This window comes from Streptomyces sp. NPDC030165, from assembly GCF_055573595.1.
The window spans coordinates 120,759-146,304 of the sequence record NZ_JBVIBD010000004.1 but is presented as its reverse complement, the minus strand read 5'-3'; the positions used below and the strand labels follow the sequence as shown (position 1 = coordinate 146,304).

The window sequence follows — 25,546 nt, the reverse complement described above, 5'->3', positions numbered from 1 at the left end:
GGGGCGGGCGGCGGCCCCGGGGCCGGCCACTCCGCCGGCCCCTCCCGTACGGGTGCGCCGCCGCCTCACCCCACCCGGGTGACCGTCAGCTCCCCGTCCGCGTACTGCCTGCGCAGCACCTTCTTGTCGAACTTGCCGACGCTGGTCTTCGGTACGGCCGCCACCGCCGTCCACCGCTCCGGAAGCTGCCAGCGCGCCACCCGCTCGCCGAGGAAGGTGCGCAGCTCCTCGAAACCGGCGCCGGCGCCGTCCCGCAGCACTACGGCGGCCAGGGGGCGTTCGCCCCACTTGTCGTCGGGTACGGCGATCACCGCGGCCTCCGCGACCTCCGGGTGGGCCATCAGGTGGTTCTCCAGCTCGACCGAGGAGATCCACTCGCCGCCGGACTTGATGACGTCCTTGGCGCGGTCGGTGAGGGTGAGGTAGCCGTCCGGCGTGATCGTGCCGACGTCGCCGGTGCGCAGCCAGCCGTCGGGGCTGAACTTGTCCTCGGGGCGCAGGTCGGCGCCGTCCGCGCCGCCGTAGTACGCGCCCGCGATCCACGGTCCCCGTACCTCCAGCTCGCCCGCCGACTCCCCGTCCCACGGCAGGTACTCGCCGTCGGGGCCGGCCAGCCGGGCCTCCACCGAGGCGGGGAAGCGGCCCTGCGTCGCGCGGTAGGCCCACTCCTGCTCGCCGCTCACGCCGGCCGGCGGGTGCGAGACCGAGCCGAGCGGGGAGGTCTCGGTCATGCCCCAGGCGTGCACCACACGCAGGCCGTGCCGTTCCTCGAAGGCGCGCATCAGGGACGGGGGACACGCGGAGCCGCCGATGACGACGTTGCGCAGCGAGGTGACGTCCCGCTTGGTGGCGTCCAGCTCGCCGAGCAGGCCCTGCCAGATGGTGGGCACGGCGGCGGCGACGGTCGGCCGTACCGTCTCGATCATCTCGGCGATCGGCCCCGGCTGCAGGAACCGGTCCGGCATCAGCAGGGAGGCTCCCGCCATGAAGGAGGCGTGCGGCAGGCCCCATGCGTTCACATGGAACATGGGCACTACAGGCATCGCGATGTCCTTGCCGCCCAGCGCGAACGCCTCGGCATTGTTGACCTGCATGGAGTGCAGGTACAGGGACCGGTGGCTGTAGGCCACGCCCTTCGGGTCGCCGGTCGTGCCGGAGGTGTAGCAGAGCGCGGCGGCCTGCCGTTCGTCGAGCTCCGGCCAGTCGTAGTGCTGCGAACGGCCGGCGATCAGCTCCTCGTACTCGTGGAGGCGGGGCCGGGCCCCTTGCAGTACGGAACGGTCGCCCGCCCCCGCCACGACGACGTGCTCGACCGTCGGCAGGTGCGGCAGCAGCGGTGCCAGCAGCGGCAGCAGGGAGCCGTTGACCAGGACGACCCGGTCCGCGGCGTGGTTGACGATCCACACCAGCTGCTCGGCGGGCAGCCGCAGGTTGAGGGTGTGGAGCACGGCGCCCATGGAGGGGATGGCGAGGTACGCCTCCAGGTGCTCGGCGTTGTTCCACATGAGCGTCGCCACCCGCTCGTCGCCGCGGACACCCAATTCGTCGTGGAGGGCGTGGGCGAGCCGGGCGGCACGGGTGCCGATCTCCGCGTAACCGCGGCGGTGCGGTTCGCCTTCACCGGTCCAGGTGATCACCTCGGCCTTTCCGTGGATCGTCGCGCCGTGCGTCAAGATCCTCGAAACGAGCAGGGGTACGTCTTGCATCGTGCTCTGCACCGGGAGCCTCCCCATAGGGTGCGCCTGTTACGCGCGGGTAAGTTCCTGGCGATTGTGCTGGTGTTCCTCGCGGTATGTCACTACCCGGCCAGTACGGATTCAGCCGTTGTCCCGGCGCTCGGCGGCTCCGCGACACCGCCGGTGAGCGGTACGGCGGGGCGCCGACCGCCCCATGAGGTGAGTCCCGATCAGGCCATCTTCGCCATGTCGGGCAGGTGTCCGCCGCAGGCCGTGCGGCGCTCCTCGGGAGAGGACCGCACGCCCGCGCACCCCTCGCCCACTCCAAAGGGGTGGTGGCGCGGCCGCGACGACCGGGAATGCTCTTGGCAGGCACACGCTCCGGACGGAGGTCGGACCATGCGAGAGCACCAGGAAGAGACCGACTACGAAACCCCCGAGCTGACCGAAGTCGGCGACTTCACCGACGTGACACACGGCTATTCGGGGATCTATTGGGACGGCTACTCCGCGTTCTTCGGCCTGTCCTAGGACATGTCCGACCCTGACCCCACAGACACTCCCGAAGCCACCGTACGGCCGGCCGTCGCGGCGGCCGGCCCACCGACCGCATCGCGGGCACGCCGACCGACCGCATCCCCGACGGCGGCGCCGGTCCCGTATCGCACGGTAGGGGACCACTGCGCGGAGAATTCAGGAGTCTCGGGCGCTACGGTCGTGGCAGCCTGGAGGTATGGGGACGATGGTGGGAACGGTGACCACGCTGTGGCGGTATCCGGTGAAATCACTGTTGGGTGAGGAGGTTCCGGACGCCGCGGCGGACGCCCGCGGGCTGGCGGGAGACCGCGCGCTCGCCCTGGTGCACCAGACATCCGGCCAGGTCGCCAGCGCCAAGAACCCCCGCCTGTGGCGCGACTTGCTGAAGTTGCGGGCCGAGATCATCGACGGTGCCGTACGGATCACGCTCCCCTCCGGCCGGACCGTACGGTCCACCGACGCGCACGTGCACAAGACGCTCTCCGCGCACCTCGGGCACCCCGTCACGCTGACCGGCACCCCACCCGAGAGCGCCACCCTGGAACGCTCCCGCCCCGAGGAGGTCCTGGACGCCGGAGCGGCGGCCCGGGTCGGGTACGACACGCTGGAGATCGGCGCCCAGGCCCCGCCCGGCACCTTCTTCGACTACGCGCCGCTGCACCTGATCACCCGCGCCACCCTCGACCGGATCACCGAACTCGGCCCCCGGGCCACCACCGTCGAGGCCGAGCGCTACCGCCCCAACGTCGTCATCCGCACCGAGGCCGCCGGTTTCGTCGAGAACGACTGGCCCGGCCGCGAACTGCGCATCGGCGACGAACTCACCCTCCGGGTCGTGGCCCGCACACCGCGCTGCGCCGTACCGACGCTGGAACACGGCCGCCTGCCACGCGACCCCGACGCCCTGCGGGTGCCCGCGCGGCACAACCGGGTGGTGCCGATGGAGGACATGGGCCCGCAGCCGTGCGCGGGCGTGTACGCGCAGGTCGTACGGCCGGGACGCATCCGGCAGGGGGACGCGGTGCGGGTGGTGTGAGGCGGTGGGCGGACGGACGTCCTACGCCGCGACGGACAGTTCCGGGTCGTCGCGCAGTTTGGCCAGGGCCCGGGAGACCGCGCTCTTGACCGTACCGACGGAGACCCCGAGCACCTCCGCCGTCTGCGCCTCGCTGAGGTCCTCGTAATAGCGGAGCACGACCATGGCCCGCTGCCGCGCCGGCAGCCGCAGCACCGCCCGCCACATCGCGTCCCGCAGCACCTGGGCCTCGGCCGGGTCGGGCGCCGGCACCGGGTCGGGCTCGGGTATCTCCTCGCAGGCGAACTCGTCGACCTTGCGCTTGCGCCACTGCGAGGTACGGGTGTTCAGCAGGGCGCGGCGCACGTACCCGTCGAGCGCCCGGTGGTCCTCGATCCGCTCCCACGCCACGAACGTCTTGGTCAGCGCGGTCTGCAGCAGGTCCTCGGCGTCGCTCGGGTTGGCCGTGAGCGAGCGGGCGGTCCGCAGCAGCACCGGCCCGCGGGCCCGTACGTACGACGAGAATGACGGGAACACAGCGGCGCGGGAGGCGCTGGTGCACACTGGCGTGGTCATGGTCCAACGCTAGAAGCGCGGTGTGCCGTGACGGATCGCCCCCAGGTGCCGAAGAAGCCTCCCTCTCAAGTTGTACGGGTGGGGTTGCCCCCACCTCCTAAAGGCGGACAGCCACTCGTCCCCCGTCAGGGTCACTGTCCCACTTTCGTCAGGTCCCGGGCCCGGTCCCGGCCCGGTCCCGGTTCCGCACCCCATCCCGCACCTGCCTTCGTCAGGACCCCGGAATCCGTGTTCCGGGGTCCCGCCGGGCTCGTCCGGGCGGCCCGCCCGGACGGACTGCCCGGCCGGGCTGCCCTACCGGCCTACCTGATCACGGCGACCGGTGCGTCCACCTGGTTGCGGTCGATGACCATCCTGCGGCCGCCATGCGTCTCGGCGACATTGCCCGCGTACTGGTGGATCCGCCGGTGCGGACGCCACGCCGTGCGGGACAGTTCGGGCTCGCCGTAGAGGTTCGGCTTGGCGTGCCAGCGCGCGAACCACATCACCGTCGGCAGGTCCCGCGTGCCGGCCTGCCGTGCCCGCTCCATGTGCCGTACGCCGGAGTCGGCGCTGCTGTAGAAACCCGGCACGTAGCCCTGGCGGACGGTCTCCCGGTTCCAGGCCCGGATGTAATCCAGTGTCTTACGGGTGCAGCCCGCGTCGCGCAGGCTGTACGCCTCCATGTCCAGGTACAGCGCGCTGTCCGGGGCGATGCCCAGCGCCTTGGCGCGCCGTACCGCGTCCTGGGCCTCATTCGTGCCGGCCTGCGCCGGGCGACTGCCGATGGTCACCTTCCGCTTGTGCTGGTTGACGACGCAGGGTGCCTGCGAGCCGACGTACAGCGGCAGCAGCCGCCAGCCCGCACCGTGGACGGCGCGTACCCAGTCGCGGCTGAGGTTCGGCTGGTTGGGGCAGGCCCGGCCGCGCCCGCCGAAATAGATGCCGACGCCGCGGTACTTGGAGCCCTTCCACGCCTGCATGGTGCTCTGCGAGGGCGTCTTGCAGGTGTCGAACGCCCAGCCCTGGAACACATTCGGGCCGCGTGGGCCGGCCCGGTCGGGTTCCGCGCCGGCGGCCGGGGCGAGGAGTGTGGCCAGCAGACCGAGCAGGCCGGTCAGGGCCGTGACCAGGACGGTGGGGCGCTGAGTGCCGCGTCGGATGATCCTTTTTGTCGATCCCATACCCGGAGTCAAAGTGCGGGTCAGGGGCGCCGCGCGCCGGACACGCCAGTGGCCGCACTCATTCAATCTTCCGGGTGCTTTTTCGGAGTGATGTTCGAAGGAGTGCCGGGGTTTGAAGGAGGACCGGTGGGGCTGGTCGGGCTGGTCGGGCTGTGCTCAGTGGTCGGCTCCGAGCAGCAGTCCGGAGGTCGGTACGCCCGTACCGGCGGTGACCAGGACACCGGTGGCGCCAGGCACCTGGTTGACGGAGGTTCCGCGGAGCTGCCGTACGGCCTCCGCGATCCCGTTCATGCCGTGCAGGTACGCCTCGCCCAGCTGCCCGCCGTGCGTGTTGAGCGGCAGCCTGTCCGCGGCGACGAAGTCCGCCGCCTCGCCCGGCGCGCAGAAGCCGAACTCCTCCAGCTGCATCAGCACGAACGGCGTGAAGTGGTCGTAGAGGATGCCGACGTCGATGTCCGCCGGGCGCAGTCCGCTGGTCCGCCAGAGCTGCCGGGCCACGACGGCCGACTCCGGCAGACCGGTCAGGCCGTCACGGTAGTAGCTGGTCATCTGCTCCTGGGCGCGGCCCGCGCCCTGTGCGGCGGCCCGGATCACCGCGGGCGGCCGCCGCAGGTCGCGGGCGCGTTCGAGCGAGGTGACGACGAGGGCCTGGCCGCCGTCCGTCTCCTGGCAGCAGTCGAGCAGCCGCAGCGGCTCGACGATCCAGCGGGACGCGGCGTGGTCGGCGAGGGTGATCGGCTTGCCGTGGAAGTACGCGGCGGGGTTGCGCGCGGCGTGCCGCCGGCCGACGACCGCGACCTGACCGAACGCCTCCGGGGTGAGCCCGTACGCGTACAGGTACCGCTGAGCCGCCATGGCGACCCAGGAGGCGGGCGTCAGCAGCCCGGCGGGCAGGTTCCAGCCGAGCGCCGCGCCCTCGGCGGACGGTTCGCGGCGCTGCACACCGGCGCCGAAACGGCGGCCCGAGCGCTCGTTGAACGCCCGGTAGCAGACCACGGCTTCGGCGAGTCCGGCGGCGACCGCGAGGGCCGCTTGCTGGACCGTCGCACAGGCCGCGCCGCCGCCGTAGTGGACACGGGAGAAGAAGGACAGCTCGCCGATCCCGGCCGCCTGGGCGACGGTGATCTCGGGGCTGGTGTCCATCGTGAAGGTGACCATACCGTCGACGTCCCCGGGGCCGAGCCCGGCGTCGTCCAGAGCGGCCCGTACGGCCTCGACGGCCAGCTTAAGCTCGCTGCGGCCGGAGTCCTTGGAGAACTCGGTGGCGCCGATCCCGGCTATGGCGGCCCGGCCGCCGAGGGTGTCCGCGCGGTGGAGGCTCATGGGGTGGGCTCCGGGGGCGCGTCATCAGGGGAGGTGACTCTCGGGGGTGTGGCTTCCGAGGGCGTGGGTTGCGGGGCGGGGACGGTTACGGTCACCGTGCCGGTGACGTGGTGGCCGAGGCGGTTGGTGCCGACGACCCGTACGTCCGCCGTGTCACCGTCCAAGGCGAGGACCGTACCGCGTAACTCCAGTACATCCCCGGGGTAGTTGGGCGCACCGAGGCGGATCGCAACCTTGCGGAGCACGGCGCGGGGGCCGAAGAAGTCGGTGAGGTAGCGGCCCACGAGGCCGTTCGTGGTCAGGATGTTCATGAAGATGTCGGGGGAGCCCTTGGCCCTGGCCGCTTCGGCGTCGTGGTGCACGTCCTGGTAGTCGCGGGAGGCGATGGCTCCCGCGACGATGAGGGTGCGCGTGACGGGGACGGTCAGCGGGGGGAGTTCGTCGCCTGGTCTCATGCCTGGGGCCCGTCGCCATAGCCGTCGCCGACGCTGTCACTGCCGCCGTCACTGCCGCCTTCGTGGCCGCCGTCACCTACGTGGCCGCCGTCGTCGCCGCGGTCGGCGTTGAAGACGGGTAGTACGAGGTCCTCGTCCACGGTCCGGAACTCCAGTCGTACGGGCATACCAATGCGCATCTCCTCCGGCGGGACCCCGACCACGTCGGCCACCATCCGTACACCTTCCGCCAGTTCGACCAGCCCGACCGCGTAGGGCGGGTCGAAGGCCGGGAAGGGCGGGTGGTGCATCACGACGTACGAGAAGACCGTGCCGGAACCGGCGGCCTCCACGGTGTCCCAGCCCTCGCCGCCGCAGCTGTTGCACCCCGGGAGCCAGGGGAAACGGAGCGTCGCGCAGTCCGTGCAGCGCTGGATGAGCAGCCGGTGGCGGGCGACTCCGTCCCAGAAGCCGGCGTTGTCGCGGTTGATCACGGGGCGGGGGCGGTGTGACCGGGCGCTGGGACCGGGCGGGGCCGGGCGGTCTTTCCCGGGCGGGGCCGGGCGGCCCTTCTCGGGTGGGTCCGGGCGGCCCCTCTCGGGCGGATTCGGGCGGCGGATTCCGGGCTCCCGGCTTGCGGCGGGCGCGTACTTGAGGACCCGGAAGCGGTGCGTACCGGCCGGTTCGCCGTTCGCCCGTACGTCCATCCGTGTCGTGACGAAGTACCCGGCGCCCAGCTTCGTCGTCTTGCGCGGGGAGACCGACTCGATGACGGAGTCGAAGGTGACGCGGTCGCCGGGGCGGAGCGGACGCAGGTACTCCTGCTCGCAGTCGGTCGCCACGACGGCGGTGCAGCCGGCCTCGTCCAGCAGGGCGAAGAGCGCCTCGTGCGCCGTCGAGCGGCCCGGGTGTCCGGAGAGGCCGCCCATCGTCCACGCCTGGAGCATGGTGGGCGGCGCGATGGCGCCGGGGCCCTGGTACGCGGGGCCGGTGTCGCCCATGGCTTCGCACCAGTGCCGGATCATCGGCTCGTTGACGGGATCCTTGCCCTCGCCGGCCGTGACGGCGGCCTGGCCTTCGAAGGCCTTCAGCCGTACGTACAGCTCGTCGGCGGCGGACGCGGCCGCGCGTGAGGTCCCGTCCACCGGCCCGTCCACGGCCACGTTCCTGGCCACGTTTTCGCCCCCACTCCGGCACTCCGGCTGCCACGGAAACGAACGGAGATTTCCTGACTGTCCGTCAGGAACCCTTCGGAGTCAAGAGGCGGCAACAGCGCGCAGGCTCCGTTCGCATCCCCGACCTGCGGCAATCGCTTCCGCACCTTTTCCGGCCTTTCCCGGCCGGAGCCTCCCGCACCCCTTCCCTGAATCGAACGCGCATACGAAAATAGATCCATGGCCTCTCCCCACGTCACCGCCACCGGAAGCCATCCCGCCCACCCCGACGGACGGGCCGACAGCTGTTTCGAAGGACGGGCCGACGAGCAGTCCGACAGCCGTTCCGACGGGCGGGCCGCCCTCCGGGTCGCCCACCCCGCCCACCGCCGCGACGACCACGCCACCGCCCTCACCCACGCCCTCGTCGCGGCCGGCCGCGGCTACTCCGTCATCCCGCTCACCCGCGCCAAACTCCCCGCCGTACGCTCCCCCCACCACGCCGACCGGTCCCCCACCCCCTGCCGCGGCGCCTGCGGCCGCCCCGGGCACGGCATCCACGACGCGACCTCGGACCCGCTCGCCGTTCGCCGCCTCTTCGGGGCCGCGCCCTGGGCCACCGCGTACGGCATCGCCTGCGGCGTCCCCCCGCACCACCTCATCGGCATCGACCTGGACACCAAGCACGGCGCCGACGGCCTCACCGCCCTGCGCCTGCTCGCCGCCGGACACCACTTCGCGCTCCCGCCCACCGTCACGGTCCACACCCCGAGCGGCGGCCGCCACCTCTACTTCTCCGGCCCGTCCGCCCCGCCCGTCCCCAATTCCGCGGGCCGGCTGGCCCCGGGCATCGACATCCGGGGCACCGGCGGCTACCTGGTCGGGCCGGGCTCCCGCACCTCCCGCGGCGAGTACCACCTCGCCCCCTGCACCCCGCGCACCCCAGCGCCGGCCCCGGCCGCTCTGGTCGCCCTCCTCCCGCCCCAAACGCCGCCCCGTCCCGACCCCCACTCCCTCCACCACCCGTCGGCCCTGCCGTCCCCTCCGCCGCACCCGCACCCGGCCCCCGCCCTGCTGCGTTTCGTCCGCACCTCCCCGGACGGCCAGCGCAACGCCCGCCTCTTCTGGGCCGCCTGCCGCGCCTACGAGTCCGGCCTGGGCCAGGAGATGGCCACCGCCCTGACCACCGCCGCCCTCCACACCGGCCTCAGCGAACGCGAGGCCCGCGCCACCATCGCCTCGGCCGCCCGCCACTGATCCGGTCCGTCGTCCCTCACCCGCCTCGCCCGCCCCGGCACCCTCACAAAAAGCAGATGCCACCCCACTCACCACGGAAGTAAGCTCCCAGACCGCAGTTGGCCACTTACCGATGCCGACTGCACCCCACCGACACCATGGGAGGGCGCGATGCTTCCGGAGTACGTCAGGACTTGGGCAGCCGGCTGGGCGGTCTCACGCGGCACCCCCCGGCCGGCCGAGCGGCCCTGGGGCCTGTACATCGAGGTGGGCGAGCCCGGCCACATGGGCCGCCACGTCCTGCCCGCCCCCGACGGACCGTCCATACGCGCGGCCGCCGCCTCGGTCACCGTCCCCCACACCTGGCTGAAGATCCCGGCGGAACCCGACGCCGTGGCCCCCTGGCTCTCGCCCGGCTGGGTGGTGGATCTGGAGGACACCGGTCACCTGATGGCCACCGACCTCCAGGCCACCGCCCCGGAACCGGCACCGCCCGCCGGCTGCACCACCACCGTCGAGACCCGCGACGGCGTCACGTACGTACGCGTCCACGCCACGACGGGCGAGAGCGCCGCCCAAGGTCAGATGTCCGTCCTCGGCGAGGCCGCGATCGTCGACCGGGTCACCACCGAACCGGCCCACCGCCGCCGCGGCCTCGGCCGCCACGTCATGCAGACCCTCGCCCGGCACGCCGTGGCCGACGGCGCCACCCTCGGCCTCCTCGGAGCCACCGACGCCGGCCGCGCCCTCTACGAAACCCTCGGCTGGAAGGCGCACGCGACCTTGGCAGCGTGCGTCTACCGCCCCTGAAGCGGTCCCGCTTCCGTCAGGGGCGGCACCACCGACCTCGACGGCCTCGCTGAACTCGTAGACCTCGCCGACCTCGCTGCGTCCAGTGGCCTCGGCGGCCTCACTCAGCCCATCCGCGTGAGCCGGGCCCCGAACGACGGCCCGGCCATGTCCTTCTGCAACGCGACCGGAACCGTCGCCCGGCCCGCACCGCTGCCCGCACTCAGCCGGCCGACGACGGTACCGGCCTTCCCCTCATGCGGTACGGCGGAACGATCACCGGCATCGACCGAGAACTGCGCCTTCATTCCGGGCCACCCGACGGCCGTCAGGCTCTCGGTGGCGACCACCGGCGTCCGCCCGCCGAGACCGTCGTCGACGTGACCGACCACGTCCCCCTTCTCGACCACGGTGGCCGACGTCAGGGCGTCCTGCACCGCCCGGATCATGGTGTAGCTCCGGTCGAGCACGAGGTTCAGGCTGTTCTCCGCGTTGGGGTCCAGCCCCTTGAAGTGCTGGTCCATCGTCACGCCGACGATGGTCCGCGGCGTGCCGTCCACCGTCCGCCGGGCCGCCCACATCAGCGCGCCACCGGCCGGGCTGCTGGACCCGGTCTTCACGCCCAGCACCCCGGTTCCCTTGATCAGCAACCGGCTGTTGTTGTTCTCCAGCCGCTCACGGAGGCCGGGGACCTCGGCGTTCGGCATCGCGACAATCTTGCGGACGACATCGTTCCGCATGACGGCCTCGGCCAGCTTCAGCTGATCGACCGCCGTGCTCTTCGTACTCGCCGCGAAACCGCTGGGGTCGGTGTACGTGGTGTCCGTCATCCCCAGGGCCTTGGCCTCGGCATTCATCTTGCCGACGAAGGCGGCCTCGCTCCCCGCGTCCCAACGCGCGAGCTGCCGCGCAATGTTGTTGCCGGACGGTATGAGCACCATCTGCAACATCTGGAACTCGCTGAACGACTGCCCCTCCCGCACGTCGACCCGCGACTCGTCCTTGGCCTCCGCCTCCTTGGCGGCCTGCGCGTCCACCGTGATCCTCGGCCCCTGCTCACCGGCCTTCAACGGGTGATCCTTCAGGACCAGATACGCCGTCATCACCTTCGCGACACTCGCCGTCGGCACGGGCTTCCGCGGCCCGTACACCCCCACGTCCCCCACTCCGACCACCCGCACGGCCGCCTGCCCCTCCCCCGGCCACGGCATCCGGAACGCGCCGCCCGCGAAGGTGTACGACGCCTTCTCCCCCAACGCCAGCTCCGGGTCGGGCAACGGCCGGACCTGCTGAACGACGACAAGGACGACCAGCAGCAGAACCACCAGCGGAGCCCAGATCCTGACCCGGCGAGCCACCGTCCGCAGCGGCGTCCCGGGCGGCGGCGGAGTGCTGGTCACCTCCGCCGACAACTCCACCGGCGACACCGAAGGCAACGGCTGCTGCTTGGTCCGCTTGGAGGCGGGGAGGGGGGTTGGGGTGGGGGCTGGGGCTGGGGTCGGGGTCGGGGTTGCAGCGGGAGTCGGCGCTGGGGTGTGGACGGGCTTTGTGGGGGCGGGCTTTGTGGGGGCGGTGGTGGACGGCTGTGCCTGGGCGGTGGCCCGTTCCGCGGCAGAGGTTGCCGCGGCGGGTTTCTTCGCACCCTCGTCCGCCGGGGCGACGTGGGTGACGTCTTCCGCTACAGCACCTGAGCCGACCTTCGCGCGGGCCCTCACGTCGGCTTCGACGTCGGCCTTCACGTCGGCTTCCGCGTCGGCCTTCACGTCGGCTTCCGCGTCAGCCTTCTCCTCAGCCTCCGCGTCCGAGCTCTCGCGTACGGACTCGGCTGTGACTGCGGATTCGAGCGCCGCGTCCGCCCCCGGCCCTTCCGCAGCCGCCGGTCTCGCCCCGACGTCCCCCTCGCCCTCGCGATCGGCCTCACCGGAGGGCGCATCCTTCCCCTCTAACCCTGCCGCCGCTGCCGCGGCCGCCACCCCCGTATCCCCCTCACCCGACGGCGTCCCCTTCGGCTCCTCGTCCCGCTTCTTCGTCGTGTCAGGGGTCGCGCCCGCCACCGGTGTCTCCTCGTCTCGATCCAGCTCCGGAGATCAAGAGGGAAACGACAATCCACCGGTTCCCGACGAACCCGACCAGCCGTACGAAGCATGGCGCCCGCACCACAACGCGCAGCGCCCCCGACCGGAATCCCTGGTCGGGGGCGCTGTGCTCACACTGGGAGCTGCGGAGGCTGTGGGATTTGAACCCACGGTGAGGGGTTACCTCACGACAGTTTTCAAGAGCGTTCCGCCGTGCATCGACAAACCCGCGCTGACCTGGGCGGACCCCGAAAGATTGCCACCATCGCGCCTCCTTGGCCCGCGCATGGCCCACAGGCGGGGCAAACATGAGCTGGAACGGTCACGATGGCCCGGCACCTTCTGTGCGGCGCCGACCGCGCTACCCGTTCCCTCCGGCCTGGCCGTTGTCCTCGTTGTCGGCGTACTCCGGTACCTCGCCGGTGCCGTCACACCTGTCGCACTGCACCGTGTGCTGGTTGCCGTCCGAACCTTGGACAATGACCTGACCGCCCTGGCAGCTACCGCATCTCGGCACTGTCCGCTCCCGCTCCCGCTGCTCTGCGAGTCGCTGAGTCAGGTTGAGCAGCCGTGTGTACCGACCGTCCTCCCGCAAGGCTGGGATCCACTTTGGATCTATGACTCCCATGGCACCGAGCCTTTCCGCTCAACGGTCGTGTTGCCATCGTCCTCTTCGCCGTGGGCCCGTTCAACACACCGGGCAGGCGTGGACGCAGGAGCGAACGGCGCTCCTGGTACGCACTGTCCAAGGAAGGCGGCAGAGCACGTTCAGATTGTCGACTGTTCTGGTTCTTGGCCGTGCTCCAAATAGCGGAATGTGCCCTCTTCCCGCGCCTTGGCTGCCGCCCTGATGCGCCGGGCCAAACGAGGAATCGTGAGGTCTGCGATGCGGTCAACCGGGTAGTACCCGTAGTCGCTCAGCTCTTCCGGTTGCAAGACGATCTGCGACTCAGTTTCGGGTGGCAGTGTGCCGCCATCGAAAACGTAGAGGACTTTGTCCCCCTCCTTCGCTCCGGGAGCCCAGTCCATAACAAGAAGTCGGCCGATGGCGGGCGAGATCCCTAGCTCTTCTTCGACCTCGCGCACACATGCCTGGAGGGGTGACTCACCGGTCTCTACATAACCCCCGGGAATCTCCTTGTAATCCTTGTACGTCGTATCGAGGAGCATGACGCGACCCTGGGAATCGAAGAACAACGCGCCCGAGGCCATCCGCGGGCGCGCCATCTTCGTCTCGTGTTCGTTTTCGCTCACACGACTGAGCCTAACCAGATCACAGGACGTGAAGCCTGTCAGCTAGCTCCCTGACCGGTACTGTCGGCCGCCCGCGGGTGCCACGGACCCAGCCTAGGACCAGCTCTCGACTCATGTAGTGGTGCCGCACCTGCTCAGGGGCGAGCCGCTCCGCCGCGAGCAACATGGCAACGGCCTCGTCGGTTCGGTTCCAAGCGCTGAGGGCTCGCGCTACTTCCAGGTCATGTCGAACGCGTCGTTCTACTGGAAGTCCGCTGGTGTCGATCCGTGGGCCTAGGTCCGCGGCAACTTGCACGTCTCCCAGTTCGCCGGCGGCAGCTACGCGATGGATAGCTACGTTCGTTGGGCCAAAGGCAGTCCACATGTGGTTTCCGTCTGATCCGAGTCGCGCCGCGGCTTCTCCTGCCTCACGCAGGAACGCCTCAACGGTAGAGCGGTCCTCTGCGCGAGCTGCCGCCATCGTTCCGGTGAGAAACAGGGTTCCATACACGGATAGATACGCAGGAGACGGATCAGAGAGTCCCGGTTCCAGGAATCCGGCGGCGTCATCGACCAGTTGGACCGCCGTCTCAAAGCGGCCATTCGACAACAGGCAGTGCGTCACCGATCGGAACAGGGAGCCCGCGATCACCTTGTTCCCGCTCTGCTGGGCTGCGGCGAGCCCGCGGTCCGCTGCGATCCAAGCGAGTTCAGTTTCCCCCAATTTTCCGAGCACCATGGCAGCGCCTTGGTACGTAAGGGCTAGTAGTTCATGTGCTTCTTCGCGCCCTGGCCCTGACTGATACCTCGCAGTCAGCAGAGCGTCAGCTAGCAGGAGCGGGAGCTGGCGAGCAGCGAAACCAAACCGGGAGCCTTGGTAGGCGTCCCACACTTCGCGTACGTCGGACCGCAGAGCTGCCAGCGTCGGCGGTTCGCCCCCCGTCGGTGTACCAATGAGAGGCGTGAGAAGCCGGTAGTCCATGAGCGCTTCGCGAAGCGCGGGGACAGTGTGGCGACCGCTGTCGCGCGACCACTCCAGGAGTGTCGGCTCTCCGATGAGGTCGCCAATGGACACATCAAGCGCGTGAGCCAGGGACCTGATCACCGATAGGCGGTCGAGTTCGATGCGGTTGTTCTCTGCTTTGCCGAGCCAGTCAGCGGTACGCCCGACTAGGCCGGCCAGCACTTCTTGGGACAGGCCGCGGCGGCGGCGGTACCAAGCCACGCGCTCGCCGATCGTCAGTTGCTGCGTCATTCCTCGCATGACTCAACCCTCACCTCGGTTCGCCAAGAGACCCCGGAAGGATTTTCCGGGTTCGAGCTGGCGCGCCGCCATAGCTTCATAGGCGTCCGAAGTGAGACACCCAGAACTGGCAACTAGGGGGCACAGCCGTGTTCTTGAAGGACCACGAGCGTCGGCAACTGCTGGAAGATCTGGCTCAGCTGGCTGCCGATGTCGAAGGATTGACCCATCGCGTCCAACGGCTGGCTACCCCCGTCAGCCCTACTCACGCTGGTCCTCCAGTTGCCGAAGACGCCCATCGAGGCGAGCCACGTGAGCACGGATCACCTCGACCTCCCGCATGATCGCCAGGAACTCTGGGCTGGGCTGCTCCTCCTGGCTTCCCCTCCGGTTGTTCACGAAGTACCCGCGTGTGGACTCCGCACGGATCAAGCCCCGTTGAACCAATAGCTGAAGCGCCTTGGTCACGGTTCCAGCAGCAACGTCAAATCGCTCAGCGAGCTTTCGCACTGCTGGCAGCTTCTCTCCGACCTCGAACCTCCCTGACTCGATGTCCTCCTGAAGGGCGTCGGCGATCTGCTCGTTCACGCGGCGGGCGTCGCCGGAAGTGGGCGTCATGGCTTCGATGCTAACCGCCAGTTCATCGGTCCAACCAGCCATGCCAACACAACCCCTTGTACTGCTTGTACCAGTCGTGCTAGAACAGTAGCTGTCGGCGAAAGCACCTCGAACGAGGTGGCCGAAGCCGAAGAACAATGCGTTTGACCTGCACGAACTCCGCCCGGAGGGCCCCGCGAGACGGGTCCAAAGAGAGCGGGCCTTCCTTGAGAACTCAACAGAGTTACATTCGACGGGGTGTGAGTCCCCGTCCCCGCAACGGCCCGGGTGACGGCCGCCCGGCGGCCACTTCGTGGCAGGCGAACCTGTCCTGTCCTGCGTGTCAGCTCTGGGTGACCGATGGGGATCATCCCTCCATTTCTGGAGGTCAGCCCCTGAGGCGCTTAAGGACTCCTGATGCGCGCCGCCCTGCTGGCGTCAGAGCAGCAACGATGACGCACCGACTCAGGCTCGGGTCCGGAGTGCTGTGGCAACGGCGCTCCGGCAAAGCCTGCTCCAACGCCCCTCCGAGCAGGAGGTTTTCGATGCGACGACCGCTTTGGGCGCCGCCCGGGCTGGACCGGCACGGCGCTGGCTATGCCCACCGCGTCACCCCCGCGCACCACACGTTTCCGCGCGGTTGAGCACCAGTGCTCACGGTCCCCTCCGTCCGGTCGCCGTACAGGCGCTGCCGGGCGGCGGGGTGCCGCGGTTGCTCGTGCTGATGAACGGCCTGCACACAACCGGTGTCCGCCCCGGTCCGCTTTCTCAGGGCCTGGCCGGGGCCTGCCGTTTCCTTCGAGAGGTACGCCCGCATGAAGATTCCCACCCCTGACCACGCCATGGCCGCGGACCTGGCGGCCCAGGAGCCGACCGCCGCCGACCTGGCCGCCATCGACGCCGAGATGCCGGTGCTCGTGGCGGAGGTTGAGCTGCTGGATGCCCGGATCGCGGCGCTGGACACCCCGCTGACGGAGGTGGCCGCCCGCCGCATCCGACGCGCCCGCCGCAAGCTGCTCGCCGCCCGCCTGTCCCTGGCCAACCAGAGCGAGCCCGTACCGGAGGTGGCCTGATGGCTGCCGCCGCCGAATTCGCCGCGGCCTACATCGCCCTGTTCACCGCGCACCACGCCGCCGACTACCTGGCTCAAGGCGACCGGATGTCGGCCCGCAAGGCCGGCTGGACGGAGCAGGGGGCCGACGGCAAGACCGTCCGGCACGCCGGATGGGGCGCCAACCAGCTGCACGCCGCGACGCACAGCATCGCCGAACTGCTGGCGCTGGGACTCCTGGCCGCCGTGGTCGGCCTGTCGCTGCCGCTGTGGAGCGTGACGGCCGCCGTGCTGTGGATTCACCTCACACACTCGCTGATCGACCGCAGGTGGCCGGTACGGGCCTGGATGTGCCGCACCGGCTCCGCCGACTTCGTACAGCGCGGCGGGATGCCGCTGGTCGATCAGTCCATGCACCTGGTCTTCGGCCTGTTCCCGGCCGCCCTGCTCATCGCGGGAGGTGCCGCATGACGCGCCGACCGCACGCCACGCTGCGCCACCGCCTGTGGCGGCGCCTGCACCCGCGCGCCTACCGCGCCGGGCAGCTCGCCGAGCAGCGGCACCAGGTCGCCGACGGCGCGCTCGACTACACCCGCACCGGCGTGATGGGGGGTGTGTCGTGACGGTCTCGGCTCTGGAGAGGTTCCGGGAGCGCGCGCAGCACGACCCGGATGTGTCCTGGCTGCTGGCCTTCGCCACGAGCGCGGTACAGGCCGGCCGCTACCAGTCGCAGGTGATTCGGCGGCTGTCCGCGGAGCTTGATCAGGCCCGCCACGACCCGCTCACGGGTCTGCTGACGCGGGCCGGGTTCGAGCAGTGCGCCCCGCACGTCCTGAAGGCCGGACCGTGCGCTGTCCTGCTGATCGACCTGGACGGGCTAAAGCGGCTCAACGACCAGTTCGGCCACGATGCAGGCGATGCGGCGATCCGGGCGACCGGCGCGAGCCTGACCGACGCCCTGGAGCCGCACCCAGGCGCGACGGCGGGCCGGTTGGGCGGTGACGAGTTCGCCGCTGTGGTGCCGCTGCCGGTGGCCGTGGCGCTGCCGTGGCTTTTGCGCGGCCTGCACGACGCAATCACTGCCCCGTTCGCCCACCGCGGCCGGTGCCTGACGGTCGGCGTCTCGATCGGCGCCTGCCTGACCGCTGACCTGCCCGCCGTGTCGCTGCCGCTGGCGCTGCGGCTGGCGGATGAGGCCATGTATGAGGCCAAGCGCAGCGGCGGCGGCTGGCTCGCCGCCGCCGGTCCGGCCCCGGCTCACCGCACGGTCAACGGCCGCCGGCACGGCCGGCGCGGCACCGCCCTGGAAGGGACCACCACATCATGATCCGTATCGTTACGGCAGCCCGCCTGACCGCGCTGCACGCCGAAGTCGAAGACGCCTCCGAGGAGGCCCGACAGGCCCGTGAGGAAGTGGCCGGGCAGTGGGCCGCCCGGCTGGCCGCCAGCCGAGAGCTGATCGAGGAGCGCAAGGATCTTGTTGGCGTCGCTCACACGGCGATGGTGCAGGCTGAGGAGGCGCGTCGGCAGGCCGTGCAGATGCGACAGGCGTTCACCGCGGCCCTGCTGGCCATGGCCCGCCAGCAGGACCGCATCGGTGAACTGGAACGGCAGCTCGCCGCCGTCGGTACGGCGCCATCGTGGCTGGTGTTGCTGCGCAGGTACGGAGAGCCGCACAGCCTGCATGCCAGCCGGGAAGCCGCCGAGAAGCACGCGGACGCCTGCGGGGCGCCGTTGAGCGGTTGGGGCCCCTTATCCGATCGGCCGGCCGCCGAGGTGGCATGGCGTACGCAGGCGGTGCCCGTTGTGCCGGAGCCGACGCCGGAGCGTGTGGCGGGGGCGGCATGAGGCCGTCGAAGATGACCAGTACGGCCGATGTCGAGGCGGCGGACCGGACGCTGACGATCGGGTCGTGGACCATCACCGTCGGCGCGATCGTCTACAGCGTCTTGACCGTCACCCCGCTGATGGCCGGCCATACCGCGCCCGGCTGGGTGTGGACCGCGCCGATCCTGCCGCTGGTGGTGGATTCGGCCGTGGTCATCGTCGTACGCCTGGATGCGGCCCTGGCCCGCCTGCACGCGCAGGCCGCCCGCGACGGCGCCAGCCCGCGCCGGTCCGTGTGGCCGTTTCTGCTGCGCTGGCTGACCGGGCTGATGACGCTCGTGCTCAACGTCGGCGACGCCGCCCTGCGCGGCGATCTGGTCGGTGTCGGTGTGCACATCCCGGCACCGCTGCTGCTGATCGTGAACGCCGAAGCGGCGCTGGCCTACCGGCGCGCGATCGCCGCGGCGCTGGTGCGCATCGAACGTGAACAGCGCGAGCGTCAGGAGCGTGAACAGGCCGCGCGCCAGGAGCGTGAACGCCTGGCGCGCGAGGAGCGGGAGCGTGAACGCGAGCGCCGGGAACGCCTGGCACGAGAGGAGCGTGAACAGGCGGCGCGGCTGGAGCGTGAACGCCGTGAACACGAGGCCGCCGAGCAGCGCGAGGCTCGTGAACACGCCGCCGCGTTGGAGCGGGATCGCCTGGCCAGCCAGGAGCGGCGGGCCGAAGCCGCCCGCGAGGAAGCGGCCCGCATCCGCGAGGAGGAACGCGCGGAGCGCCTGGCCCGTGAGCAGCGGGAACGGGAGGACCGGCGCCGTGAACAGGCCCGCATCGAGCGTGAACAGCGTGAACGCCAGGAGCGGGAACGCCTCGTACAGGAGCGCTCGCAGGCGGCCGGTGAACAGGCCGCAGAGATCACCATGAACACCGCGGCAGAGGCCGTGAACACGGCTACTCCGGCACCTGTGAACACGGCGGACCGAACCACAGGGGCAGCCCGTGAACACCCGGCCGCCGCTGTTCAGGCGGCGGCACCAGCCGCGGTCACGCCGGCCGTGAACAGCGCCGTGAACACCGGACCGAAGCCCGTGAACACGGACAAGCTCTCCGAGGACCAAGCGCTCGAAGCTGTCCGGCAGAGCCTGGCCCACGGGCTGACCGTCCGCGAGACGGCTGAGCGCACCGGCTGGTCGGTGGGCTGGGTCTCCGCCCGCTACCGCGACCTGAAGGGCGCGCAACAGCCGTCCGCAGCGCACGCCGAGCGCCAGCGGGCGGATCACGCACAGCAGGAGGTGGCATGACCGCCGACCCGATCGCGTGCGCGGACCTGTTCCGCGCGGTGATGACGACGGCCTGCTGGCGCTGCCAGTGCACCGGCCAGTGCGGCCAGGGTCACACCAAGACCGGGGGCCGCTGTCCGCGCGAGCACGGCGGCTACGCCGGCAAGGCTGGCGGCCGGGTGCGGCTGATGGCCGCACCCGCCGACCCGGCCGCCTCCGAGCGGCAGGCGGCCGCCCTGCCCGCGGCGCACTTGAAGGCGTGGTGTCCGGCCTGCCTGACCGCCGCCCGCAAGCGCACCCGCCGCACCGCCGACCCCGTGGGCGGCATGCAGGGCGGCCTGTTCGATCTGTGACCCGGCGGTCAGTGCGCCGCCTGACCTCGAACTTTTTAGTCTGATGGGAGTACCACCGTGACGGACCACCCTGCCCTGACCGTGGCCGCGCAGGCCCGCGCCATCCGTGCGCTGGCGGTCCTGGCCGAACGGTTCACCGCCTTGCCCAGTACCAGCTTCACCGTGGGCACGGTGTGCGGGCCCGACGGCATCGAAGAGGGCATCCACATCGATCTGCACACCAGTGCAGGGGACTTCGAAGCCTGGCGCGACGCCCTGGACATCGACCCCGCCGGCATCGAGTACAGCGAACTGAGCAGGTGCCATTGCCTGCGCGCCTACGCCACGTACGAGGGCGTGCCCGTGCAGCTCACCGCTTACATGCCTCTCCTCGCGGCAGCCGCCTGACGGCTCCCCGCGGTCCCGGATGCCATGCCGGGGCCGTCGGGGGCCGGACAGCCCGCCCCGTGAGCGAACGGAGCACCTGTGAGCGCTGGAACCCACTTCTTCATCCTGACGGTTGAAAGCCCTGGCTACGCCATGGCCACGCAGACCGGCACGTTCACCCCGCGGCCCGGCTGCACGCGGGAAGAAGCCTTCAACCGCATCTACGCCAAGGTCATGCACGACAGGCCGGAGCTGGCCCACTGCAACGTGACCTTCTTCAGCCTCGACCGCAACGACCTGCAAGCTCTGGAGGGTCCGTGCAACGCGTGAAGCGCCAGCGCCTGACCCTGCCTGTCGCGGTCGCCGCCGGGACGGTGTTCGCCGTGGTCAGCGGTGTGCGGCTGGCCTCCTACGGGGTGCCGCTGCCGCTGCTCGTCTCGTGCGCCTGCGGCCTGTTTCTCACCGCCTTCACGGTGGTGCTGCGCATCGCCGAAGCCAGCTCCACCAGCGTGCACCGCTGCCGCAAGGAGGGCTGCTCCTTCATGGTGCAGGTCCGCCACGTGGACGCGGTGGAAAACCGGCGCTGGCAGGAGATCGCCGCCGCCCACCCGCACCGCTTCTGACCGGGCCCGCCGGCTCCGGTCCGTGAGGAAGGGCACCCGATGTCCGTACTGAAACAGATCTTCACCCCGCGGCCGTCGCTGCGGCAGATCCGCACCGCGCCCGATGACCTGGTGCTCGAAGCCGATGAGTACCTGCGCCAGGCCGTGAGTTGCGAAGACACCGGGGATTTCGCGGCGATGACCGCGTACGCCGCGGTGGCGTCGGCCAAGGTCGCGCTGGCTGCGTACCTGCGCGACGCCGACCACAGCTAAACGGTCGCCCCCGGCCCGCTTTCTCAGGGCCTGGCCGGGGGCGTCCTACCCCTTCGAGAGGAGCTCTCTCAGCATGCCGGAAATCATCACGCCGGCCGAACCGGTCGAAGAAATCTCCACCCCCGCGGGGCCGAATCCGCCCGCGCCCGACCCCGAACCGCCGCCGACGCCGGACCTGCCCGCCCCCGGCCCGGACCCCGAACCCGCCCCGGCCCCGGCCCCGGGCGAGGACGACACCGGGGAAGAGGACGAGGAAGAGGTCGGGCCGCAGCCCGCGGCCCTGCCGGCCGTTCCGCTGCTGGCCAACGCCATCAATCTGTCCACCGTCGGCGTGTGCAGCACCCTCCAAGCCGCAGGCCCGGTCGCCGCCATCGCGGCGGGCGCCGTGGCCGCGGCCGGTGTCGGCGCACTGGGCCTGGCCACGGTGCGCTCCGCCCGCACCGCCGAACAGCGGCGGGCGGAAGCGGCCACCACCACCCGCGCCGGCCGTACCAGTGGTGCGGGCGCTTCCGGCGGCGCTTCCCGCCGCGGTGGGGGCCGGGCCCGGTCCGGCACCGGTTTCGTCGGCGGGGGGAGCAGCAGGGGCAGCCGCGGCGGGCCCGCGGGTACCCGGCGTTCCGCCGGTGGTGGCGGAGCAGCCGGTGGCGGGCCCGGCCGCCGGTCAGCAGGTGGCCGCTCCGGTGCGGGCGATGGCGGAGGGCGCGGCTTCTTCGGCCGCAGGAAGTCTGCCGCCGACCATGCCGGCGGGCGCACGCGTGGCGGGAGCCGTACGGGCTCCGGCGGGGCAGCCGGAGGCCTGGCAAGTGGCCTGTGGGGGCGGCGCGGCACCGGCCGCGGCACCTCCGGCGTGAACTTCGGCACGGGGACCGCCGGTTCGGGTGGGCGCGGGAAGGGCCGGTCAGGCCGCTTCGAGACCGCGGCCGGTCACCGCTCCTCCGGTACGGCGCCGCTCAGCCTGGACAAAGGCGCTGGCCGCAGGGGCCGTTCCGGCTCCGGAGCTGGTGCCGGCGGCGGGGGCTGGGCTTCTGGGCTGGGCACGGGTCGCGGGCGCCGCGGCGTCGGGGGCCTCTTCGGTGGCCGGGGCGCCGGGCGCCACGGCTCCGGCGCGTCCGGCAGGGGTAGGCACCGCGGCGGCGGTCTGGGCTCTGGACTGGCCTCCGGCTTGGCCGATCGCTGGTCCGCGCCGGGCCGCAAGAACCGTACGGCGGGCAGCGACCGCTGGCGCGGGGCGGGCTGGCAGACGCTCAAGGCTGCCCAGGGCCGCCTGGATCGCGCCCGGCAGCGGGCCGGGGCCTGGCTGCGGCACTGGGGTCAGCGTCTGCGCGATCGGCTGCGGCAGTGGCGCGGCCGGGCCGGGGCGTGGGCCAAGGCCAAGCTGACGCGGGCCTGGCAGGCCGCGCACCTTTGGCGGCGCCGCAATCTGGCGAAGCTGCGGCATCTGCTGCGGCTGGCCGCCGCCGTGTTCTTCGCGACGGTGGCGGCGCTCGCGGTGATGCCCGCCGCGCTGTTCGTTGGCGCCGCCTCCAACATCCCCGCCGTGCTCAACAGGCGCTTCCGCTTCAGCAACCGCGGCATGACCTGGCCGGGCCGGGTCTTCCGCAAGGTCTGGAAGGGCCTGGCGGACGCCTCCCGGCGCCGCCTGCACGACCAGCTCTCCGACATGGCCGCGCCGATCACCGGCGACCGTGCGCACGTGGGCCACGTCTGCGACGACCCCGGCGCCGGCACCGACGCCCCGGCGGTCACCGAATCCACAGTTGAAAGGGGTGGGCACGTGAGTGTCTTCGCCACCTCCGCCGAAGAGGTCGCCAACACCTACGCGGCCTACGATCCGCCCGCGATGGCGGCCGTGGCCGCCGAGTACAAGGGCCTGCCCGACGCCATCCGCAACATCAACGGCGCGGTCATGGCGCTGGCGGAGAACTCCGCCGCCTACTACCCGATGGACCCGGCCATGGCCGACGGCGTGGCACAGGTCGCCCATGTGCTGGAGGCCACCGCCGCCTACGCCGATGACCTCGAACCGACCTTCCGCCAGGTCCATAACCTGGACATCATGCGCCTGGAGAACCCCCGGGTGAACGAGCACTGGTGGAACGTCGGCGGCATCGACGGCGACGGGGCCCTGTGGGCCAAACCGTCCGTGCTGGCCACCGCCGCCGAGGAGGTCAGCGGCGTCTACGAGCAGTGGTCGCCGGAGGCGCACGCCGATGCGCACGTCAGCCCCGCCCTGGTCGTCGGCGTCGAGTACGAGGGGGTGCCGGTCGGGCTGGAGCACCTGGCGCAGGCCGTGACCTACCTGGCCACCCGCTCCGCCGAGTGCTACCCGGTCGATCCGTGCATTGCCGAGATGGTCGCCGATGTGGTGCACGGGCTGCGCAAGGCCGTCAGCGCCGCCATGGAACTCCAGCCGGCGTTCCGGCGGCTGCACTCCGAGGAAATCGACCACAACGAGAACCCGCGCACCAACGAGCAGATGTGGAACACCCCGCGGGACGGAGGGCAGCGTGCCTGAGCTGGACTGGCAGGGACGCCACACCCTGAACACCGGAGCGGCGACCGCCATCACCTCTGCGCTCGCCGCCTCCTCCCTGACCTACGTGAGCGGCGTCGATCCGCTGTGGGATGCGGGGATCGCGGCGGCCGGGGCGCTGGGCAGCGTGCTGGACGGGGCCCGCCGCGGGCACCTGCCTGCCACCCTCACCTACCGCGCCGGCCTGTGGGCCGGGGCGGGCGCGTGGTCGTGGTGGGCCGCCGCGGGCGGCCCGCCCTGGTCCTGGACGTGCCTGGCCGCGCTCGCCGGCGGCGCCGCCTTCGGCCGCCTGACCTGGAACGCCGTCGGGCGCCATGAGGGTGCGGAGAAGCTGCGGCGCCGCAAGGCCGCCTGGGACGCGCAGGAAGCCGCGCGCCAGGAGCGGCACGACGCGTGGGGCGAGCAGTGGAAGCAGCGCCTGGCCCGCATCGCCAAGCTGGAGGAGTGCCGCATTGTGGCGATCCAGCCGTGGGCGGCCCGCACCGGCTACACCGTGGAGGTGGAGCTGCCCGGCGGCGCCACCTGGGGTCAGCTCAAGCGCTTCGAAGAGGCGCTGGGCTCGGATCTGCGGCTGCCGGAGGGGTGCGGGGCGGAGGTGGCCGGCGGGCGCCGCAAGGGCACCGCCATCATCCGCGTCGCCACCGTCAACGTCATCGAGCAGAACATCCCGTTCCCCGCCGACCTGTCGCCGACCAGCATCGATGACGAGTTCGCCATCGGGCTGCACAAGGACGGCACGTACGCGAAGGGCTCGCTGGCCTTCCAGTGCGGGCTGGGCATCGGCGACACCGGGTCGGGCAAGACCAACACCCTCAACGGCATCAACGCCCAACTCATCCGTACAACCGACGCGTTGGTGTGGCACATCGACACCACCGGCGCCGGCCTGTCGCTGCCGTGGCTGACCTCGTGGGCCATCGACGGCACCCATAAACGCCCGGTCATCGACTGGACCGCACCCACCCTGGACGAGGCCCGCGCGATGCTGACCATGGCCATCCAGATCATCGAGATGCGCAAGCGCCGCTACCAGCAGGTGATGCGCCAGGCCAACGACACCAAGCTGCCCGCCCGCCCGGACATCCCCGCCATCGTCATCGTGGTGGACGAGACGGCCGACCTGCCCCGCGACATCAAAGGCATGATCGAAACGGTGATGAACACCGGCCGGGCGGTGCGCGTGCGGGCGCTGGTCTCCTCGCTGCGGGCCACCACCGACTCCATCCCGGTGCCGGTCAAGAAGCGCGCCAAGTGGCGCTGGGGGATGTTCGTCACCGACCCGGAAGAGCTGTCGTATCTGTTCTCCGGCTACCAGAGGGTGGACCCCAGCGACGCCCCCTGGCCCGGCTGCGGCTTCAACGCCTACAACGACACCAAGCCGCGGCCGTTCAAGGCGTTCGAACTCACCCCGCAGCGCATGGACCACATCGCCATCGCCGTCAGCGCGCGCCGCCCCGTCCTGGACAAGATCTCCAGCGAGGTGCCGCACGGCCGCTTCTACCCCTCGCGGTGGGCGCGGGTCCTGCCGCGCCTGTATGAGGGGGAGCGGCTGCACGCGGTCACCCGGCCCTACACCGGCGTGCCCGTCGTGCCCCTGCCCACCGCCGCACCGCAAGGCGGCCCGGCCCCGGCGTCGGGTGCGGTGGCCGGCGGGCCGGGGGCGGGCATCCGGCCCGGCAGCCCGGAATGGAACCGGCTCTTCCCCCGCCGCGGCGACACGGCCACGCCCGCCGCACCGGAGCAGCAGCCGGACACCCCGGGCTCTCCGCCGGACGGGCGGCTGCGGCTGGTGGTCAACAACACCGACCGGCCGCAGGATCCACCGAAGCCGCCGGAGAGTCCCCAGGAGCCGCCCGCCCCGGCGACGAGCGATCCGGCCCCGGTACAGCAGCCGGAGCCGCCGGAGCAGGCGAAGCCGGCAGCGGCGGAGCCTCAGCCGACCGCGCAGGGTGCGGCGATGCGGCTGGTGCTGGACGCGGGCCCGGACGGCACCGGCCCTTCCCGCATCGAAGCCGACCTGAAGGCCATGGGTTACAGCACCCACCGCACGACCATCTCCGGGTGGCTGCGCCTGTGGGCCGCCGCCGCAGAGGTTTTCCAGATGGGCAGCGGCACGCAGACGTACTACGTCCACCGCAGCTACGTCTCCGACCGTCCCCCCTCCGCCTGACGGTCACTGTGTGTGCTTGTTGTCGCTTGTAGCGACAACAAGC

Annotated in this window: 27 protein-coding genes; 17 read left to right on the top strand and 10 right to left on the bottom strand. The window is 71.4% G+C overall.

Annotated features, from left to right (window positions below; translation table 11 throughout):
* Positions 1 to 65 precede the first annotated feature (65 nt).
* Positions 66 to 1,718: a long-chain fatty acid--CoA ligase gene (locus ACZ4Z1_RS09530; protein WP_468486012.1), complete on the bottom strand. Its 1,653-nt coding sequence runs from the start codon at positions 1,716 to 1,718 to the stop codon at positions 66 to 68.
* A gap of 357 nt (positions 1,719 to 2,075) precedes the next feature.
* On the opposite strand from ACZ4Z1_RS09530, the gene ACZ4Z1_RS09525 reads away from it, so the two are divergent.
* On the top strand, positions 2,076 to 2,207 hold the full coding sequence (locus ACZ4Z1_RS09525) for a lasso RiPP family leader peptide-containing protein (RefSeq protein WP_468486011.1): 132 nt from the start codon (positions 2,076 to 2,078) through the stop codon (positions 2,205 to 2,207).
* 202 nt (positions 2,208 to 2,409) lie between these two features.
* On the top strand, positions 2,410 to 3,249 hold the full coding sequence (locus tag ACZ4Z1_RS09520; protein WP_468486010.1) for an MOSC domain-containing protein: 840 nt from the start codon (positions 2,410 to 2,412) through the stop codon (positions 3,247 to 3,249).
* A gap of 21 nt (positions 3,250 to 3,270) precedes the next feature.
* Here the strand turns inward: ACZ4Z1_RS09520 and ACZ4Z1_RS09515 are convergent, their stop codons facing one another.
* The 5 genes from ACZ4Z1_RS09515 to ACZ4Z1_RS09495 form a co-directional block, all read right to left on the bottom strand.
* Positions 3,271 to 3,804 carry a SigE family RNA polymerase sigma factor gene (locus ACZ4Z1_RS09515; protein ID WP_468486009.1) on the bottom strand — a complete coding sequence of 178 codons (534 nt, stop codon included), beginning with the start codon at positions 3,802 to 3,804 and terminating at the stop codon, positions 3,271 to 3,273.
* Between the two features lie 302 nt (positions 3,805 to 4,106).
* Positions 4,107 to 4,967, bottom strand: coding sequence for a DUF1906 domain-containing protein (locus ACZ4Z1_RS09510; protein ID WP_468486008.1), 861 nt, complete (start codon positions 4,965 to 4,967; stop codon positions 4,107 to 4,109).
* Positions 4,968 to 5,123: 156 nt separating this feature from the next.
* Entirely contained in the window at positions 5,124 to 6,290 is a 1,167-nt protein-coding gene (locus ACZ4Z1_RS09505) for a lipid-transfer protein (RefSeq protein WP_468486007.1), read from the bottom strand.
* On the bottom strand, positions 6,287 to 6,745 hold the full coding sequence (locus ACZ4Z1_RS09500; RefSeq protein ID WP_468486006.1) for a MaoC family dehydratase: 459 nt from the start codon (positions 6,743 to 6,745) through the stop codon (positions 6,287 to 6,289). Before ACZ4Z1_RS09500 ends, ACZ4Z1_RS09505 begins: the two co-directional genes overlap by 4 nt.
* On the bottom strand, positions 6,742 to 7,869 hold the full coding sequence (locus tag ACZ4Z1_RS09495) for a bifunctional MaoC family dehydratase N-terminal/OB-fold nucleic acid binding domain-containing protein (RefSeq protein WP_468486302.1): 1,128 nt from the start codon (positions 7,867 to 7,869) through the stop codon (positions 6,742 to 6,744). Before ACZ4Z1_RS09495 ends, ACZ4Z1_RS09500 begins: the two co-directional genes overlap by 4 nt.
* A 249-nt stretch (positions 7,870 to 8,118) precedes the next feature.
* Here ACZ4Z1_RS09495 and ACZ4Z1_RS09490 point away from each other — a divergent pair, with 249 nt between their 5' ends.
* Together ACZ4Z1_RS09490 and ACZ4Z1_RS09485 are read left to right on the top strand one after the other, a co-directional pair.
* Positions 8,119 to 9,135 (top strand): bifunctional DNA primase/polymerase, encoded by a 1,017-nt coding sequence (locus tag ACZ4Z1_RS09490; RefSeq protein WP_468486005.1) that lies wholly within the window; start codon positions 8,119 to 8,121, stop codon positions 9,133 to 9,135.
* 150 nt (positions 9,136 to 9,285) lie between these two features.
* Positions 9,286 to 9,924 (top strand): GNAT family N-acetyltransferase, encoded by a 639-nt coding sequence (locus tag ACZ4Z1_RS09485; protein WP_468486004.1) that lies wholly within the window; start codon positions 9,286 to 9,288, stop codon positions 9,922 to 9,924.
* Between the two features lie 104 nt (positions 9,925 to 10,028).
* Here ACZ4Z1_RS09485 and ACZ4Z1_RS09480 read toward each other — a convergent pair whose 3' ends face one another.
* The 4 genes from ACZ4Z1_RS09480 to ACZ4Z1_RS09465 all read right to left on the bottom strand — a co-directional run bounded on the left by ACZ4Z1_RS09480 (position 10,029) and on the right by ACZ4Z1_RS09465 (position 15,114).
* Positions 10,029 to 11,957, bottom strand: a complete 1,929-nt coding sequence (locus ACZ4Z1_RS09480) for a D-alanyl-D-alanine carboxypeptidase family protein (RefSeq protein ID WP_468486003.1) — start codon at positions 11,955 to 11,957, stop codon at positions 10,029 to 10,031.
* Positions 11,958 to 12,746: 789 nt separating this feature from the next.
* On the bottom strand, positions 12,747 to 13,232 hold the full coding sequence (locus ACZ4Z1_RS09475) for an NUDIX domain-containing protein (RefSeq protein ID WP_468486002.1): 486 nt from the start codon (positions 13,230 to 13,232) through the stop codon (positions 12,747 to 12,749).
* Positions 13,233 to 13,251: 19 nt separating this feature from the next.
* Positions 13,252 to 14,466 (bottom strand): helix-turn-helix domain-containing protein, encoded by a 1,215-nt coding sequence (locus ACZ4Z1_RS09470; RefSeq protein WP_468486001.1) that lies wholly within the window; start codon positions 14,464 to 14,466, stop codon positions 13,252 to 13,254.
* Positions 14,467 to 14,715: 249 nt separating this feature from the next.
* Complete coding sequence (locus ACZ4Z1_RS09465; protein ID WP_468486000.1) at positions 14,716 to 15,114, bottom strand: GntR family transcriptional regulator; 399 nt, start codon at positions 15,112 to 15,114, stop codon at positions 14,716 to 14,718.
* A 752-nt stretch (positions 15,115 to 15,866) separates the two neighbouring features.
* Between ACZ4Z1_RS09465 and ACZ4Z1_RS09460 the strand changes: the two genes are divergently transcribed.
* From ACZ4Z1_RS09460 to ACZ4Z1_RS09400, 13 genes are all read left to right on the top strand, one after another.
* Positions 15,867 to 16,124: a DUF6284 family protein gene (locus ACZ4Z1_RS09460; RefSeq protein ID WP_468485999.1), complete on the top strand. Its 258-nt coding sequence runs from the start codon at positions 15,867 to 15,869 to the stop codon at positions 16,122 to 16,124.
* On the top strand, positions 16,124 to 16,573 hold the full coding sequence (locus ACZ4Z1_RS09455) for a DUF3307 domain-containing protein (protein WP_468485998.1): 450 nt from the start codon (positions 16,124 to 16,126) through the stop codon (positions 16,571 to 16,573). The genes ACZ4Z1_RS09460 and ACZ4Z1_RS09455 overlap by 1 nt, the downstream gene beginning before the upstream one ends.
* Positions 16,570 to 16,725, top strand: coding sequence for a hypothetical protein (locus ACZ4Z1_RS09450; protein ID WP_468485997.1), 156 nt, complete (start codon positions 16,570 to 16,572; stop codon positions 16,723 to 16,725). Before ACZ4Z1_RS09455 ends, ACZ4Z1_RS09450 begins: the two co-directional genes overlap by 4 nt.
* Positions 16,722 to 17,429 (top strand): GGDEF domain-containing protein, encoded by a 708-nt coding sequence (locus ACZ4Z1_RS09445; RefSeq protein WP_468485996.1) that lies wholly within the window; start codon positions 16,722 to 16,724, stop codon positions 17,427 to 17,429. Before ACZ4Z1_RS09450 ends, ACZ4Z1_RS09445 begins: the two co-directional genes overlap by 4 nt.
* Positions 17,426 to 17,950 (top strand): hypothetical protein, encoded by a 525-nt coding sequence (locus ACZ4Z1_RS09440; RefSeq protein WP_468485995.1) that lies wholly within the window; start codon positions 17,426 to 17,428, stop codon positions 17,948 to 17,950. The genes ACZ4Z1_RS09445 and ACZ4Z1_RS09440 overlap by 4 nt, the downstream gene beginning before the upstream one ends.
* Before the next feature lie 11 nt (positions 17,951 to 17,961).
* Positions 17,962 to 19,227, top strand: a complete 1,266-nt coding sequence (locus tag ACZ4Z1_RS09435) for a DUF2637 domain-containing protein (RefSeq protein WP_468485994.1) — start codon at positions 17,962 to 17,964, stop codon at positions 19,225 to 19,227.
* A complete protein-coding gene (locus ACZ4Z1_RS09430; RefSeq protein WP_468485993.1) occupies positions 19,224 to 19,559 on the top strand; it encodes a hypothetical protein in 336 nt (111 codons plus the stop codon). Before ACZ4Z1_RS09435 ends, ACZ4Z1_RS09430 begins: the two co-directional genes overlap by 4 nt.
* Positions 19,560 to 19,616: 57 nt before the next feature.
* Complete coding sequence (locus ACZ4Z1_RS09425) at positions 19,617 to 19,946, top strand: hypothetical protein (RefSeq protein ID WP_468485992.1); 330 nt, start codon at positions 19,617 to 19,619, stop codon at positions 19,944 to 19,946.
* A gap of 78 nt (positions 19,947 to 20,024) precedes the next feature.
* The gene (locus ACZ4Z1_RS09420; RefSeq protein WP_468485991.1) at positions 20,025 to 20,255 is read left to right on the top strand and encodes a hypothetical protein; all 231 of its coding nucleotides are present in this window, start codon (positions 20,025 to 20,027) and stop codon (positions 20,253 to 20,255) included.
* Positions 20,243 to 20,548, top strand: a complete 306-nt coding sequence (locus tag ACZ4Z1_RS09415; protein ID WP_468485990.1) for a hypothetical protein — start codon at positions 20,243 to 20,245, stop codon at positions 20,546 to 20,548. The genes ACZ4Z1_RS09420 and ACZ4Z1_RS09415 overlap by 13 nt, the downstream gene beginning before the upstream one ends.
* A 39-nt stretch (positions 20,549 to 20,587) precedes the next feature.
* The gene (locus ACZ4Z1_RS09410) at positions 20,588 to 20,800 is read left to right on the top strand and encodes a hypothetical protein (RefSeq protein ID WP_468485989.1); all 213 of its coding nucleotides are present in this window, start codon (positions 20,588 to 20,590) and stop codon (positions 20,798 to 20,800) included.
* Between the two features lie 73 nt (positions 20,801 to 20,873).
* A complete protein-coding gene (locus ACZ4Z1_RS09405) occupies positions 20,874 to 23,315 on the top strand; it encodes a hypothetical protein (RefSeq protein ID WP_468485988.1) in 2,442 nt (813 codons plus the stop codon).
* The gene (locus tag ACZ4Z1_RS09400) at positions 23,308 to 25,503 is read left to right on the top strand and encodes a P-loop NTPase family protein (protein WP_468485987.1); all 2,196 of its coding nucleotides are present in this window, start codon (positions 23,308 to 23,310) and stop codon (positions 25,501 to 25,503) included. The genes ACZ4Z1_RS09405 and ACZ4Z1_RS09400 overlap by 8 nt, the downstream gene beginning before the upstream one ends.
* Positions 25,504 to 25,546: the final 43 nt, after the last annotated feature.

Coding starts and splice junctions, on each gene's coding strand:
- ACZ4Z1_RS09525 (WP_468486011.1), top strand. CDS start 2,076: ATGCGAGAGCACCAGGAAGAGACCGACTACGAAACCCCCGAGCTGACC.
- ACZ4Z1_RS09520 (WP_468486010.1), top strand. CDS start 2,410: ATGGGGACGATGGTGGGAACGGTGACCACGCTGTGGCGGTATCCGGTG.
- ACZ4Z1_RS09515 (WP_468486009.1), bottom strand. CDS start 3,804: ATGACCACGCCAGTGTGCACCAGCGCCTCCCGCGCCGCTGTGTTCCCG.
- ACZ4Z1_RS09510 (WP_468486008.1), bottom strand. CDS start 4,967: ATGGGATCGACAAAAAGGATCATCCGACGCGGCACTCAGCGCCCCACC.
- ACZ4Z1_RS09505 (WP_468486007.1), bottom strand. CDS start 6,290: ATGAGCCTCCACCGCGCGGACACCCTCGGCGGCCGGGCCGCCATAGCC.
- ACZ4Z1_RS09500 (WP_468486006.1), bottom strand. CDS start 6,745: ATGAGACCAGGCGACGAACTCCCCCCGCTGACCGTCCCCGTCACGCGC.
- ACZ4Z1_RS09490 (WP_468486005.1), top strand. CDS start 8,119: ATGGCCTCTCCCCACGTCACCGCCACCGGAAGCCATCCCGCCCACCCC.
- ACZ4Z1_RS09485 (WP_468486004.1), top strand. CDS start 9,286: ATGCTTCCGGAGTACGTCAGGACTTGGGCAGCCGGCTGGGCGGTCTCA.
- ACZ4Z1_RS09470 (WP_468486001.1), bottom strand. CDS start 14,466: ATGACGCAGCAACTGACGATCGGCGAGCGCGTGGCTTGGTACCGCCGC.
- ACZ4Z1_RS09465 (WP_468486000.1), bottom strand. CDS start 15,114: ATGGCTGGTTGGACCGATGAACTGGCGGTTAGCATCGAAGCCATGACG.
- ACZ4Z1_RS09460 (WP_468485999.1), top strand. CDS start 15,867: ATGAAGATTCCCACCCCTGACCACGCCATGGCCGCGGACCTGGCGGCC.
- ACZ4Z1_RS09455 (WP_468485998.1), top strand. CDS start 16,124: ATGGCTGCCGCCGCCGAATTCGCCGCGGCCTACATCGCCCTGTTCACC.
- ACZ4Z1_RS09450 (WP_468485997.1), top strand. CDS start 16,570: ATGACGCGCCGACCGCACGCCACGCTGCGCCACCGCCTGTGGCGGCGC.
- ACZ4Z1_RS09440 (WP_468485995.1), top strand. CDS start 17,426: ATGATCCGTATCGTTACGGCAGCCCGCCTGACCGCGCTGCACGCCGAA.
- ACZ4Z1_RS09435 (WP_468485994.1), top strand. CDS start 17,962: ATGACCAGTACGGCCGATGTCGAGGCGGCGGACCGGACGCTGACGATC.
- ACZ4Z1_RS09430 (WP_468485993.1), top strand. CDS start 19,224: ATGACCGCCGACCCGATCGCGTGCGCGGACCTGTTCCGCGCGGTGATG.
- ACZ4Z1_RS09410 (WP_468485989.1), top strand. CDS start 20,588: ATGTCCGTACTGAAACAGATCTTCACCCCGCGGCCGTCGCTGCGGCAG.
- ACZ4Z1_RS09405 (WP_468485988.1), top strand. CDS start 20,874: ATGCCGGAAATCATCACGCCGGCCGAACCGGTCGAAGAAATCTCCACC.